Below are 14,125 nucleotides of genomic sequence, written 5' to 3'. Positions count from 1 at the left end.
TGCGCGGCGGTTCGGCCGCCGTGTCGCTGGGTTCTGCGACCCAGCGCATCGGGGCGGTCAACGCCGCCGGCGGCACGGGCCTGTTCGCCACCGGCTCGGGCGACGTCAGCGTCTACGCCACCAACGTCACCGCCGCCACGCGCGGCGTGGTGGCCTCCAGCCAGGGGACCGGCGCCGACGGCAAGGTGCTGATCGACGTCTCGGGCGATGTGAACGCCGCCTCCACCTTCGGCCTGGTCGGCGTCAACTTCGGCGTCCGCAACGACAACAGCCTGACCATCCGTTCGGCCGGGACCGTCACCTCCACCGGCGGCTCGGCGATCAGCGCCCAGACCGTCGGCGGCGACATCGTCATCGACGCCAATTCGGCGATCGCCAACAACGGGACGGGCGGCTCGACCTGGGACGGCGTCTACGCCGAAAGCGACCAGGCGGCCCTGATCTCGATCCTGACCCGCGGCGCGGTGTCGGGCGGCTATAACGGCGTCGAGGCGATCTCGGGCGTCGGCGGGGCCAACGGCGGGGTGATCGTCGAGACCCGCGGCGACGTGACGGGCGCCCAGGCGGCCATCCGCGCCCAGGTGCGCGGCGTCGGCAACGCCAGCGTCACCACGGCCGCCGGAACCACGCTGAAGGGCGCGGTCGGCGTCTCGGCCGCGACGGTCGGGGCCGGCGACATCACCATCGCCAACAACGCCGCCATCGTCACGGCGGGCACGGGGATCCTGGCCACCACCGAGGCCGGTGACATCGCCGTGACCACCGGCGCCACCGGGACCATCTCGCCCGGCGCGGCCGTCGGCATCAATGCAAGCACCGCCACCGGCTCGATCACCATCAACCAGACCGGCTCGATCGGCGTGGCCGGCGACAACGGCTGGGTCGGCACGGGCATCCGCGCCGAGATCCTCGGCGGCTCGCAGGACCTGGTCATCAACTCCAGCGGCGGCATCTATGTCGCCCCGGGCTCGGGCCAGCAGAGCGCGGGCATCTACGCCGTCAACCACGGCACGGGCGCGGTCGTCGTCACGACCAGCGGGATCATCGATCCCGGCGCCTACGGCGTGGTCGTGGAAGGCGCGGGCGACGTCACCTACACCGCCGCCGGCGGCGTGGCCGAGGGCGACATCGGCGCCTCGGTGGTCTCGACCGGTTCGGGTACGGTGACGGTGACCACCGCCGCCGGGGCCGTCGTGCGCGGCTTCGACGGGGCGGGCTTCGTCGTCTCATCGGCCGGCGGCGACGTCAGCGTCGTCAACGCCGGCTCGGTGAGCGGCTCGACCCAGGGCCTGGTCGTCTCGACCAGCGGCGCCGGCTCGACCAGCCTGACCACCACCGGGACGGTGAGCGGCGCCTCGGGCGTCGGCATCGCGGCGACCTCGGGCACGGGCGGGCTGGAGCTGAACATCGGGGGCAGCGTGATCTCGGCCAGCGGCCCGGCCATCCAGGCCGTCTCCACCGGCGGCGGCACGATCAACATCGCCTCGGGCGCGGTGATCGCCGGCAAGATCGACAGCGCCAATTCGGCGGTCATCACCCTCGACACCGCCAAGGGCGAGCACTCGACCCTCAACGTGGCGTCGGGCGCGACGATCCAGTCGGTCAGCGGCTCGGTCTACGACGTGGCCCTGCGCGCCACCGGCGGCTCGGTCGTGGTCAACAACAGCGGCACGATCGCCGGCCGGGTCGATTTCTCGGCCCTGACCGGCGCCGACAGCGGCCAGCTGGTCAGCGCCGCCGGCACCAACTTCGAGACCGGCGGCGAGTCGATCTTCGCGGCCGGCGACGACGCCTTCGGCAACTCCGGCAAGCTGATCACCCTGGGCGCCCTGACCACCTTCGACTTCCGCGGCGGGACCAACGTCCTGACCAACAGCGGCACGGTCTATGTGGGCTTCAACCCCGTGGCCGTCGGCGGCTCGAGCTTCGTCCTCAAGAGCCTGACGCGCTTCGCCAACAGCGGTACGCTGGAGATGGCCAACGGCGTCGTCGGCGACAGCATCGTGGCGACCGGGTCCAGCTATGTCGGCTCGGGCGCGGCCCTGCTGTCGATCGACGCCGCCCTCAACGCCGGCGGCAAGGCCGACACCCTGACCGTGGGGACGTCCTCGGGCGTCACCAAGGTGCGGGTCGCCGACCGGGCCAGCGGCTTCGGCGCGCTGAACCTGACCGGGACCGCCGTCGTCGTGGGGACCACCCACGCCGGCGACTTCGTGCTCGACAGCGGCTCGTCCTGGTACAACGCCGCCATCTTCGGCGGGGCGATCGACAAGCCGGGCCTGTTCTTCAGCCAACTGGCCAACGCCTCGACCGGAACCGTGCTGGTCAGCGCCCCCAAGACCCAGGCCTACCAGTTCGCCACCCTGGCGGCCCAGGCCCAGGGCCTGTGGCACGGCGCGGCCGACCGCGGCGCCCGCAACGCCGAGCTGCGCGACGCCCTGGACCCGGCGGCCAAGGCCGACGCGCCGTCCGCCAAGACCGGCTTCTGGTTCAAGGCCGACGCCGCCCGCGCCGAACGCCAGACCGGCCAGTCGCTGACCGTGCTGTCGAACACCTACGCCTACGACGCCTCCTACAAGCAGGACTCCACCAACGCGACGATCGGCTTCGACGCCGTCAACGCCGCGTCGGACGGGGGCCTGGCCTGGGGCGCGGCGCTGGGCTACGCCCAGGCCAAGGCCCGCTTCGACCAGTACGACACCCTGACCAAGCTGCAGGGCCCAGTGCTGAGCGGCTACGCCAGCTGGCTGTCGGGCGGGACCTTCGTCTCGGCCACGGTCGCGGCCAGCCAGCTGAACGCCAAGCTGGCCGCCTCGCAGCTGGCCGGCTGGACCCAGCAGAAGGCCGACGTGACCTCGCTCGGCGGCGCGGTCGAGGCCGGCCTGCGCCGGCCGTTCTTCGGCGGCGCGGTGATCGAGCCGAGCCTCGGCGTGACCTATGTCGACACCAGCATCGACGACGTCTCGACCGCGGGCTCGACCTTCCGGTTCGAGGACGCCAAGAGCATGCGGGCCAGCCTCGGCGCCCGCATCACCGGCGTCCTGGCCCCCAGCGAGGCCTGGACGACCCGCTACGCCGTCTCGGTGCGGGTTGTGGACGAACTGAAGGGCAAGAACGACGTGACCCTGCTCAGCGCCGGCGCGCCGTTCAAGATCACCGACAAGGCCTTCGACGGCGCCTATGGCGAGTTCGGCTTCAACCTGTCGAGCCGCAGCAAGAGCGGCTGGACCGGCTTCGTCGACGCCAAGCTGCGCGCCAACGACGCCTACAGCGAAGCCGGCGCCTCGCTGGGCCTGCGCCTGCGCTACTGACGACCGGAGCGACGCGGCGTACGGACGCCGCGTCGCTGCCTTTAACTTGAGATCGGGTCGCCTCAGCGCCCCACAGAAAGCGCCGCCGAAACGCGGCGCTTTTTCTTTGACGCACGACCGTCGGCGCTTGAGGCGCAATGAGTGCGGAGAATAGCGGCTTCATTCTCCGCACGATCTGCGGAGATTAGCACGGCCCAAGCGGCGCGATCGAACGCGTCAGCGCGCTCGGCGCAAGTCTCTGATTTTCAAGAGAGGGGATGATCGACGCGAAAGGGATTGAACCTGTACCCCCTACGATGTCAACGTACGGGCAAGGCGCTAAGTTACTGATTTTATACGGACTCGCGTTCGCCACCTCCCTGATTTGTTCACGTCCGTCGGCACACGTTCTGGGAAGCTTCCGGGAAGTGCCACCTAATCGCGCGGTTTAATCGGAGTGGCATCCAAGTTGGCCTCGACTCTGACCCGCTTGATGATTTCATCGACTGACTGCGTAAACTTGCGGGCGCCAGCATGGCTGATCAGTTTGCCGCCCAGCATGACCTGCGCGACGATCGCGTTTGCCTCCTCGGCCATCCTCAACGTGTCAGCGGAAATCACGTTCGTCAGATTGAGATTCCCCAACATCTCCAGTGTTGTAATGCCTGGATCCAAGCCATAGCGCGCAATGGCCTCGCCGACCGTGGAATCAAGCCGCGACCACGCTGAGATCATGCGGTTCGACGCTGACGGACTTGGAGGCACTAGCAGCCCGTACTTCAAACCCGTTCTCGTTGGCGACAAAACGGGCGCTTCGTCGAGCGCGCGGGATGACGGCGGCAGGTCCGGATCGCCAAGCGCTTCCCCATCGGCTGTTGCCGCGGCGTCGGCGTCACCCTCAGGCTTAGGTGCGATGCTTGGTGTCGCAGGACTCTCTTTCTGAATCTCCGCCACCTCCTCCTTAAGCTCAGCGGCCTGCTGATTTACGTCGCCCCACTCCCCCGCGACGCCAAGGCCACTAAATTTGAACTTCCGATTAAGGAGCGACCTGATTTCCCGACGAAATGTTATCGCAAGGACAATCACGACAAGCGGCCACGACGCCGCTTTGGCTAGTTCGACGATTTGCTTAGCAATCTCAACGGTCAGTTCCGCGCTGTCCATGGGCTCTCCAGGCCCAGAGTATGTGAACGTCATCCCAACGCCTTTCCGGCGCGTGCATGGTGGCTCGGGCGGTGATGGCTGTAGTTGTGGATCAGCGCCTTGGGGTTCATGCCCAGGTAGGAGGAGGCTTCCCAGAGGTCGACATCGCCTTCCATCAGCCAGGTGGCGCAGGTGGGCCGGAGCCAGTGGGGCGTGACCTCGGCCGGCAGGCCGGCGTCGGCGACGCAAACCTCGGAGCTACGGCAGTCGGCAACGACCGCGCTAATCCGACTTGAAACCATGCCCAAAATCGGCCCCTTCCCGTTTAGGGAAAGGTGCAACAACCTGGACCTGTTTCCAAGTCAAACGATCGCGCGCCGCCACGTCTTCGTGCAGGCTGATCAGTGCATCAATTCAAGAGAAGGGATGGTGGACGCGACAGGGATTGAACCTGTGACCCCTACGATGTCAACGTAGTGCTCTCCCGCTGAGCTACGCGTCCGCCGAAGCGATCCGAAGCGCCTCGAGGAGGCGTCCCGGCCGGGAAGGTGTGGGGGTATAGCGGCGGCTTGGCCGAGGCGCAAGCCGCCGAAGAAACTTTTTCGGAGAAGTTTTGCGGAAGGCTGTGGAGCCTTACGCAGCCATCATCTTTTCGACTTCGGAGACGAGGTCGCGCAGGTGGACGGGCTTGGACAGCACCTTGGCGCCGGCGGGGGCGCGGTCCTGGGCCGACAGGGCCACGGCGGCGAAACCGGTGATGAACATGATGCGCAGGTCCGGGTCGCGGGCGGCCGCCTGGCGCGCCACCTCGATGCCGTCCATGCCGGGCATGACGATGTCGGTCAGCAGCAGGTCCCACGGGTGGTCGAGGTGGCCGACCGCCTCTTCGCCGTCGGCGCAGGCGGTGACTTCGAAGCCGGCGCGTTCGAGCGCACGGGCGAGGAAGCCGCGCAGCGAGTCGTCGTCTTCGGCGAGGAGGATGCGGGCCATGTCGGTCAGTGTCCGTTGGATCTCGTCTCTGGAAAGCCGAATCTAGGCCCGGGACGGTAAATCGCCGGTGAACCGGCGCGGACCGTCCACAGATACGACAGGGCGCGAGGACATTTGACCGCAAGCCCGGGGTTCTCGACTATGTGACGCATGAACGCATGGGACCCGATCACCCCGGACACCGCTTCGCCCCAGGCCGGCGCGACCGCCGCCCCGGGGCGCGAGCCGGCGTACGAGGCCGCGCGGGCCGCGCCGGAGGGCCAGAGCGCCCCGACGCCCCTGGTGTTCGCCTCGCCCCATTCGGGGGCCCTGTACCCGCCGGAAATGATGGCCGCCGCCCGCCTGCCCGAGAACGTGCTGCGCGGCTCCGAGGACGCCTTCGTCGACCGGCTGATCGCCGGGGCCCCGACGCAAGGGATCTCGACCATCCGGGCGCGGCTGGCGCGGGCCTATATCGATCTCAACCGCGACCCGTGGGAGATGGACCCGGCGATGTTCGACGGCGACCTGCCGGAGTTCGCCCGCGGCCGCACCGCCCGGGTCGCCGCCGGCCTGGGGGCCATCGCCCGGGTGGCGGACGGGCGGCCGATCTACGCCCGCAAGCTGACCTTCGACGAGGCCAAGGCCCGGGTCGAGCGCGCCCACCGCCCCTATCACGACATGCTGACCCGCCTGCTGGCCCAGGCGCGGGCCGCCCACGGCCTGGCGGTGCTGATCGACTGGCATTCGATGCCCGCGGCGGCGGCGCGCGGTTCGCGGGCCCGCGGCGGCGGTCCGTGCGACATCGTGCTGGGCGACCGCTTCGGCGCGGCCTGCGCGCCCGAACTGACCAAGCTGGTCGAGCAGGCGCTGGAGGAGATGGGATACAGGGTGGCCCGCAACGCCCCCTACGCCGGCGGCTACACCACAGAACACTACGGCCGCCCCGCCCGGCGCACCCACGCCCTGCAGATCGAGATCAACCGCTCGCTCTATATGAACGAGACGACCCGCGAGCCGACCGAAGGCCTGGCGACGCTGACGGCGCATGTCGAAAAACTGACGGTCCTGCTGGCCGGGGCCGACTGGTCGGGCCTGAAATAGCGCCCTCGCGGCCCGCGAAAACGGCCAGTCACGGGTCAAACGCCCGCAAACCGCCGCAAAGGCTTGCAAAATCGCGCCTCGCCGGCTTCGGGCCAAAAAAAAGCCCGGCGGTAAGGCCGGGCTAGTTCATTAGGGAGGAAACGCCCAGGAAGGGCAGAAGCGGCAGCGCCGCCTCACCCCTTGTTTATAGGGTGCGCTGCGAAATCGGGCAAGCGGAAAGTTGGACAACGTTGTCGAATTTTCTGCGACATCCGGTAGCAACCCTTTGCACAGCAAGGATCGGAGAACATCGATCTCCAAGCTTGACTATAAATTAGGCATTGCTGCGCTGCACAATTAGTTGCCCAAGAAACGACAACCGCCAGAAACCACCCCAAACCCGGTAGGAATAAGGGTTTGCGGCGTGACACCGGTAACCGCGACATAAGGCGTCGTCTGGGCGGGGTGGATAAACGCAGCGCAGTCGCGTAAAAGCCGCGCGCCTGACGCGCGCAGCGTCTCATCCGATTTTTCTCCGAAAGCCCGCCGTCCTCCCATGTCCATGCGAAATATCGCCATCATCGCGCACGTCGATCATGGCAAGACCACCCTCGTCGACCAGCTGCTGGCCCAGTCTGGCGTGTTCCGCGCCAACGAGGCGACGACCGAACGCGCCATGGACTCCAACGACCAGGAGCGCGAACGCGGCATCACCATCCTGGCCAAGTGCACCAGCGTCCTGTGGAACGGTGAAGCGGGCGAAACCCGCATCAACATCATCGACACCCCCGGACACGCCGACTTCGGCGGCGAGGTCGAACGGATCCTCGGCATGGTGGACGGCTGCGTCCTGCTGATCGACGCCGAAGAAGGCGTCATGCCGCAGACCAAGTTCGTGCTCACCAAGGCGCTGAAGATGGGCCTCAAGCCCATCCTCTGCATCAACAAGGTCGACCGCGCCCACGCCGATCCGGACCGCGTGCACAACGCCGCCTTCGACCTGTTCGCCGCCATCGGCGCCACGGACGAGCAGCTGGACTTCCCGCACATCTACGCCTCGGGCCGCGCCGGCTGGGCCACGCTGGACATGAACGTGCCCAGCGACAACCTCGGCCCGTTGTTCGACCTGATCGTCCGCCACGTGCCGGAACCCAAGCAGATCGCCAAGAAGGACGAGCCGTTCCAGATCCTGAACGTGCTGATCGAAAGCGATCCGTTCCTGGGCCGCCTGCTGACCGGCCGCATCGAGAGCGGCAAGGCCGTCCCCGGCATGGCCATCCACGCCCTCGACCGCAACGGCAAGGAAATCGAGCGCGGCCGCATCACCAAGGTGCTGGCCTTCCGCGGCCTGAAGCGTCAGCCCGTCGATGAAGGCGCGGAAGCGGGCGATATCGTCGCCATCGCCGGCATGTCCAAGGCCACCGTCGCCGACACCCTGTGCGCGATGGAAGTCACCGACGCCCTGCCGGCCCAGCCGATCGATCCGCCGACCATCTCGATGACCGTCTCGGTCAACGACAGCCCGCTGGCCGGCCGCGAAGGCGACAAGGTCCAGTCGCGCGTCATCCGCGACCGCCTGCTGAAGGAAGCCGAGTCGAACGTCGCCATCAAGGTGACCGAGACCAGCGAAGGCGATGCTTATGAAGTGTCGGGTCGCGGCGAACTGCAGCTGGGCGTCCTGATCGAGAACATGCGTCGCGAAGGCTTCGAGGTCTCGATCTCGCGTCCGCGCGTCGTGTTCCAGACCGATCCGGAAACCGGCAAGCGCCTGGAGCCGATGGAAGACGTCATGATCGACGTCGACGACGAGTTCTCGGGCATCGTCATCGAGAAGCTGTCGCTCCGTAAGGCCGAGCTGCGCGACATGGGTCCGTCGGGCGCAGGCAAGACCCGCATCCAGCTGACCGCCCCCTCGCGCTCGCTGATCGGTTACCAGGGCGAGTTCCTGACCGACACCCGCGGCTCGGGCGTGCTGAACCGCGTGTTCAGCCACTACGAGGGCTACAAGGGCGCCATCGACCAGCAGCGCAAGGGCGTGCTGATCAGCAACTCGGACGGTGAAACCGCGGCCTACGCGCTGTGGAACCTGGAAGAGCGCGGCACCATGTTCGTCGGCGCCGGCGAGAAGACCTATCTCGGCATGATCATCGGCGAGAACGCTCGTCAGGATGACATGGACGTCAATCCGATGAAGGCCAAGCAGCTGACCAACGTCCGCGCCTCGGGCAAGGACGAGTCGATCCGCCTGACCCCGCCGCGCAAGATGACCCTCGAGCAGGCCATCGCCTACATCGAGGAAGACGAGCTGGTGGAAGTGACCCCGAAGAACATCCGCCTGCGCAAGCAGATCCTGAACCCGTCGTTCCGCAAGAAGCGCGTCAAGGAAGACTAGTCTTCCTGGCCCTTCGGGGACCTGGACATGAAGAGGCCGCCGACCCCAGGGTCGGCGGCCTTTTTCTTTGCCCCTTGGGCGGTGAAGAAGCGGCCAGAAAAAGGGCGGCGGACCGAAGTCCGCCGCCCCTCTTGCGAAACCGGAAGGATCCGGCCCCGCCGTTACCAGGAACGCTCGACCGAAACGAAGCCCTTTCGGCCCTTCAGGTCGTAGCCCCACACCTCGGAATTGCCGACGCGGTAGCTGCTCGAGATCGAGGGCGGCGCCTCGTCGAACACGTTCTGCACGCCGAAGGTCAGGGTGGTCTTGTCGTCGATCGTCTTGCGGAACGAGACGTCGTGATAGGCCATGAACTCGGTGTGGTACTTGCGGCCGACGTACTTGTAGTAGACGCCGCCGGACACGTAGTCGTAGTTCGTCGAGGACGCGTACTTGCTGGAGGCGACGGTGTCGCCGGCCAGTTCGGCGTCGGAGCCCTTGCCGGTGATCGAGGTGGTCCAGTTGATGGTCCAGTCCTCGTGGCGGAAGCTCAGGTTCATCCGGCCCGAGAAGTCCGGACCGTCGTAGATGTAGGTCGAGCCGTTGTAGTCGTCCTCATCGCTGTCGCCGAACAGCTTGGTCGTGTCCTGCAACTGCCAGGTGAACTCGCTGTGGAACGACAGGTCGCCGGCCGGGAAGTGGTGGCGGTAGTCGACGTTGAGGTCGAGCGCACGGTTCTTCTGTTCGGCCACGTTGACGTAGTTGTTGTGGACGATCAGGCGGTTCGTCGAGGCGTCGCGCGAGACCAGCGAGCAGAAGGCGCTCGTGAGGTTCACCGACTCGTAGCAGCGCTCGGCGATATTGGCCGCGCCGAACTGGGTGATCTCGTTGTCGATGTCGATCTCGGAATAGTCGACGGCCACCTGCAGGTTGATGAACTGCGGCGTCCAGACGATCCCGGCGATCTTCGATTCCGAGGTTTCGGCCTTCAGGTTGCCCGAGCCGCCGCCGGTGTAGACGAGGCTGGTGTAGGTGGTCTGCGAGCTGGACACGCCCTGGGCCGCGCAGTTGGCCTGGATCGTGGCGCTGACGCCGCTGCTGCCCCACAGGATGCAGGGATCGGCGGTGGTGTAGCCGCTCTGGTTGGCCAGGTAGAGCTCGTACAGCGACGGGGCGCGGAACGAGGTGCCGTCCGACAGGCGCAGGCGCCACGAGGGCGTGATCCGCCAGTTCAGGCCGATCTTGTAGACGTCGTTGTCGCCGTAGCTGTCGACCTCGGTGTGACGGCCCGACACGGTCAGGTCGAGGCTGTGCACGAACGGCAGGTCACGCAGCAGCGGGGCCTCGATCTCGATGAAGGCCTCGGTCGTCGCGTCGTGGCCGGCGGTGTGGCCCGCCTGGGTCAGGTTGAGGTTGTTGTTCTTCAGCGAGGCGACGCCGGGGGTGTCGTCGAAGTCGTCCTTGCGGAACGAGACGCCGACGGCGGCGCTGACCGTGCCGGCCGGCAGGGTGAAGAGGTCGCCCGTGGCCGAGGCCTCGCCCATCCACTGCTCGTAGACGGTGTGGCCGACGTCGACGCCGAACAGGAAAGCCTTTTCGGCGGCCGTGAAGTTGCCCGACAGGACGCGCTGGCTCAGCCACGGAATGCCGTTGGGCAGAGTCGAGCAGTCGCCGCCCGAGATCGTCACCATCGACTGGACGCAGTAGTTCGTCGAACCGGCGGCCATGGTGGCGGCGACGGCGTCGGCGTTGATCGTGCTGACCGAGTAGGTGCCGTCCGACTTGCCGTACTGGGCGTAGACGTCCCAGCTCCACGACTTCAGGAAGTCGAGCTTGGTGTCGCTCAGGCTGCGCAGGTCGCCCCGGATACCGCCCAGGCCATGGTAGTAGTCGACCTTCTGGATCGAGTCATAGGCCACCGAGATGACCGGCTGGACCGTACCGGCGGCCGCGCCCAGGGTATTGTTCGGGTTGGTCGAGGCCAGGGTGGCGTAGAGCTGACGCGCGCCGTCCTGCTCGGAGTTGCGGCGGTTGTAGAGCACCTCGCCATAGGCCTCGACCGAGTCGGAGATGTCGTAGCCGCCCTTGACGTACAGGCTGTAGCGCTCGACCGGGCTGATGACGGTGGCGCGCTGCCAGGCCGCCGAGTCGTAGTTGGCGTAGCGGTAGCTCTCGGCGTAGTTTGCGCGGGCGACCCGGGCCAGGCCGGCGAAGGTGCTGTTGTTGCCCGCGTAGCTGTAGTCGAGACCGTCCTGCTTGTACTGCAGGTAGCCGACGCTCGTGGAGATCACGTTGTTCAGCTGGTTGTAGCACTTGAGGCCGCCGGTCACCGGATCGGTGTAGTCGAGGCGCGCGCCGGTCTGCAGGTTGTAGTAGTTTTCGCTGGCGCAGCTGGTGTATTCGCGGTCGCCGCGACGCAGGGCGTTCTGCTTGTAGTAGCTGCCGGTGACGTTGACGTAGCCGCGGCTGAAGGTCTTACCCCACAGCGCTTCGGCCGTGTACTGGTTGCCGCCGCCGCCGCTGCTGAACGGGGCGTTACCGTACAGCTTGATCTTGCCGCCGTCGAAATCCTTCTTGGTGATGTAGTTCACGACGCCGGCCACGGCGTCCGAGCCGTAGATCGACGAGGCGCCGTCCTTCAGGATCTCGACGCGCTCGACGACGGCGTTGGGGATGGTGTTCAGGTCGGTCGGGCCGACCTGGCCGCGCACGCCCGACGGCGCGATGCGGTGGCCGTCCAGCAGCACCAGGGTGCGGTTGGCGCCCAGGCCGCGCAGCGAGATCGAGTTCACGCCCGGACCGCCGGTGATGTTGTAGCCGGTCAGCTCGTTGCCGACCTGGAACGAGCCGCTGGCGATCGACGAGCCCTGGATGATGGCCGTGGTGTCGATCAGGCCTTCCAGCGACGCCTGGTCGGACGTGATCACCTGGATCGGCGAGGCGCTGTTGTAGGCGTTCTGCTTCAGGCGCGAACCGGTGACGACCACCGCCTCGACCTCGTCTTCGGCGGGCGCCGGCGCGGCGGCCTTGGTCTTGTTTTGAGTCTGGGTCTGAGCCCAGGCGCCGACGGGTGCGAGGCCGAGGCCCGCGATTACCGACGAGGCCAACAGCAACTTACGGTCCAGCATTAAAAATATGCCCCCATGGAGAGTTTGCATGGAAACTTCGCCCCTCGCGAAGCCTCCGCCATGGCGGGTGCTTTAAGATGCCACGGACGATCGGGAAGCGACAACGCACCCCACGTCTGTGGAATTTCCCCAAAATCCCCGCCAAAGCCGCCGTTCACGGCAAGATACGGCCACAAACGAACGAAGGGCGGACACTAGTCCGTCACAGTTCAGCCGTTATCTCTGCGGGGAAAAATATGCCTCTTCATAGATATGCTTATCGTACCGACGACATCGATATTCGAAATCTATGGAATCTTATGGGTCATCATGGATTGCGATGACGATCAACACGCGCAAAGGTCGCATCGCCACGCGCCGAAAGCGCTCGTCTTTTGGGCGCCGGACCGCGCAATGGAATCGTCAGCGCGGCGTCACCCGCCAGATGACGTTCCCCACGTCGTCGGCGACCAGCAGCGCGCCCTTGGCGTCGAAGGCCACGCCGACCGGACGGCCCAGGGCCTCGCCCTCGTCGTTGAGGAAGCCGGTCAGCACGTCGCGCGGCGGACCCGACGGCTTGCCGCCGGCGAAGGGCACGAAGATCACCTTGTAGCCGCTGTGGGGCCTGCGGTTCCACGAACCGTGCTGGCCGATGAAGGCCCCGCCCCTGAACGGCGCCGGCAGGGCGGAGGCCGCATCGAAGGTCAGGCCCAGCGAGGCGGTGTGCGGCCCCAGCGCGTAGTCGGGAACGATGGCCCGGGCCACCAGGTCAGGCCGCTGCGGCGCGACCCGCTTGTCGACATGGCCGCCGTAATAGCTGTAGGGCCAGCCGTAGAAGCCGCCGTCCTTCACCGAGGTCAGGTAGTCGGGCACGAGATCGCTGCCGATCTCGTCGCGCTCGTTGACCACGGTCCACAGGGCGCCGGTGGAGCTCTCCCAGCCCATGCCGTTGGGATTGCGCAGGCCGCCGGCGAACAGGCGCTTGGCGCCGGTCGCCAGATCGATCTCCCAGATCGCCGCCCGCCCCTCCTCGGCCGCCATGCCGTTCTCGGCGACGTTGCTGTTGGAGCCGACGGTGGCGTAGAGCCGCTTGCCGTCGGGGCTGGCGATCAGGCTCTTGGTCCAATGGTGATTGCGCGGCCCGGCCGGCAGGTCGGTGACCCGCACGCCCTTGGCCGTGATCGTCGTCTCGCCGCCTTTGTAGGGGAAGCGCAGCACCGCGTCGGTGTCGGCCACGTAGAAGGCGTCGCCGACGACGGCCATGCCGAACGGCGAGTTCAGCCCCGACAGGAAGGTGGCGCGCAGGTCGGCCACGCCGTCGCCGTCGGTGTCGCGCAGCAGGGTGATGCGGTTGGCGCTCTTGGTCGCCGCCCCCGCCCGCTTCATGACGACGGCCTCGATCTTGGCCTTCAGGCCCTTGCTGTCCTCGGGCTTGGGCGGGGCGTTGGTCTCGGCCACCAGCACGTCGCCATTGGGCAGGACCTGGATCCAGCGCGGATGGTCTAGCTTGTCGGCGAAGGCCCTGACCGCCAGGCCTTGCGCCGGCTTCGGCGTCGCGCCTTCCGGCCAGCCCTTGGCCGGCGCGATGTTCAGCGTCGGCAGCAGGGTCTTCTTCGGGGCCGGCAGCTGGGGATTGGGACCCGTGCCGGCGGCGACGTCGAGCCTGGCCCGCTCGCCGCAGGCCGCGACGCCCAGCAGGGCAAGGGCCGCGGCGGCGGTCAGGACGCGCTTCATGTTGGAGCGCCCCCTCAGGCGCGTCGGCGGAAAAGACCGAGCAGGGCCAGCAGCACCACCGCGCCGATCGTCGAGATCACCAGGCTGCCCAGCCATCCAGTCGCCCCCAGACCCACCATGCTCGCCAGGAAGGCGCCGATCAGCGAGCCTACCAGGCCGACCACCAGATTGGTCAGCAGCCCATGATCGCGCTTCATGATCTTCTCGGCCAGCCAGCCGGCGAAGACGCCGATGATGATCGCGCCGATGAAACCCACGCCGTTCATGCCGTCATTCTCCTGTTCGCCCTCGGGTGTCAGGAAAATGCGTAGGGTGCGGCAGAGGTTGCCTGCCGCCTGCGGCGGCCCCCTCAGTCGCTCCGCGACAGCTACCCCAGAGGGGGAGCATCTGGGCGGCTAAATCCTCCCCCTCTGGGGGAGGTGGCCCAG

9 protein-coding genes and 1 tRNA gene are annotated in these 14,125 nt (G+C 67.2%); 3 read left to right on the top strand and 7 right to left on the bottom strand.

Going from position 1 to position 14,125, the window contains the following annotated elements:
- A partial coding sequence (locus tag DMC18_RS26140; protein WP_158285934.1) for an autotransporter outer membrane beta-barrel domain-containing protein occupies positions 1–3,311 on the top strand: 3,311 nt, incomplete at its 5' end.
- Between the two features lie 414 nt (positions 3,312–3,725).
- On the opposite strand, the gene DMC18_RS18730 is transcribed toward DMC18_RS26140, so the two are convergent.
- The 4 genes from DMC18_RS18730 to cpdR form a co-directional block, all read right to left on the bottom strand.
- Positions 3,726–4,454, bottom strand: coding sequence for a hypothetical protein (locus DMC18_RS18730; RefSeq protein WP_110119271.1), 729 nt, complete (start codon positions 4,452–4,454; stop codon positions 3,726–3,728).
- A 29-nt stretch (positions 4,455–4,483) separates the two neighbouring features.
- Positions 4,484–4,777, bottom strand: a complete 294-nt coding sequence (locus DMC18_RS18725) for a tyrosine-type recombinase/integrase (protein ID WP_110133198.1) — start codon at positions 4,775–4,777, stop codon at positions 4,484–4,486.
- An 83-nt stretch (positions 4,778–4,860) separates the two neighbouring features.
- Positions 4,861–4,935, bottom strand: a tRNA-Val gene (locus DMC18_RS18720).
- Positions 4,936–5,066: 131 nt separating this feature from the next.
- Entirely contained in the window at positions 5,067–5,423 is a 357-nt protein-coding gene (gene cpdR / locus DMC18_RS18715) for a cell cycle two-component system response regulator CpdR (protein WP_110119269.1), read from the bottom strand.
- Positions 5,424–5,573: 150 nt separating this feature from the next.
- Here cpdR and DMC18_RS18710 point away from each other — a divergent pair, with 150 nt between their 5' ends.
- Together DMC18_RS18710 and typA are read left to right on the top strand one after the other, a co-directional pair.
- The gene (locus tag DMC18_RS18710; protein ID WP_110133197.1) at positions 5,574–6,506 is read left to right on the top strand and encodes an N-formylglutamate amidohydrolase; all 933 of its coding nucleotides are present in this window, start codon (positions 5,574–5,576) and stop codon (positions 6,504–6,506) included.
- A gap of 535 nt (positions 6,507–7,041) precedes the next feature.
- A complete protein-coding gene (typA, locus tag DMC18_RS18705) occupies positions 7,042–8,877 on the top strand; it encodes a translational GTPase TypA (RefSeq protein WP_110119268.1) in 1,836 nt (611 codons plus the stop codon).
- A 161-nt stretch (positions 8,878–9,038) separates the two neighbouring features.
- Here typA and DMC18_RS18700 read toward each other — a convergent pair whose 3' ends face one another.
- From DMC18_RS18700 to DMC18_RS18690, 3 genes are all read right to left on the bottom strand, one after another.
- Entirely contained in the window at positions 9,039–11,984 is a 2,946-nt protein-coding gene (locus DMC18_RS18700; RefSeq protein ID WP_158285933.1) for a TonB-dependent siderophore receptor, read from the bottom strand.
- A gap of 402 nt (positions 11,985–12,386) precedes the next feature.
- Complete coding sequence (locus tag DMC18_RS18695) at positions 12,387–13,697, bottom strand: sorbosone dehydrogenase family protein (RefSeq protein WP_110119266.1); 1,311 nt, start codon at positions 13,695–13,697, stop codon at positions 12,387–12,389.
- A 14-nt stretch (positions 13,698–13,711) separates the two neighbouring features.
- On the bottom strand, positions 13,712–13,963 hold the full coding sequence (locus DMC18_RS18690) for a GlsB/YeaQ/YmgE family stress response membrane protein (RefSeq protein ID WP_110119265.1): 252 nt from the start codon (positions 13,961–13,963) through the stop codon (positions 13,712–13,714).
- Positions 13,964–14,125: the final 162 nt, after the last annotated feature.

This window comes from Caulobacter sp. D5 (genome assembly GCF_003185805.1).
GTDB lineage: Bacteria > Pseudomonadota > Alphaproteobacteria > Caulobacterales > Caulobacteraceae > Caulobacter.
This window is presented reverse-complemented; position numbering and strand designations above follow the sequence as displayed.

Bases quoted from the DNA above. Each gene is read 5' to 3' on its own strand.
- DMC18_RS18730 (WP_110119271.1), bottom strand. From the start codon at position 4,454: ATGGACAGCGCGGAACTGACCGTTGAGATTGCTAAGCAAATCGTCGAA.
- cpdR (WP_110119269.1), bottom strand. From the start codon at position 5,423: ATGGCCCGCATCCTCCTCGCCGAAGACGACGACTCGCTGCGCGGCTTC.
- DMC18_RS18710 (WP_110133197.1), top strand. From the start codon at position 5,574: ATGAACGCATGGGACCCGATCACCCCGGACACCGCTTCGCCCCAGGCC.
- typA (WP_110119268.1), top strand. From the start codon at position 7,042: ATGTCCATGCGAAATATCGCCATCATCGCGCACGTCGATCATGGCAAG.
- DMC18_RS18700 (WP_158285933.1), bottom strand. From the start codon at position 11,984: ATGCTGGACCGTAAGTTGCTGTTGGCCTCGTCGGTAATCGCGGGCCTC.
- DMC18_RS18695 (WP_110119266.1), bottom strand. From the start codon at position 13,697: ATGAAGCGCGTCCTGACCGCCGCCGCGGCCCTTGCCCTGCTGGGCGTC.
- DMC18_RS18690 (WP_110119265.1), bottom strand. From the start codon at position 13,963: ATGAACGGCGTGGGTTTCATCGGCGCGATCATCATCGGCGTCTTCGCC.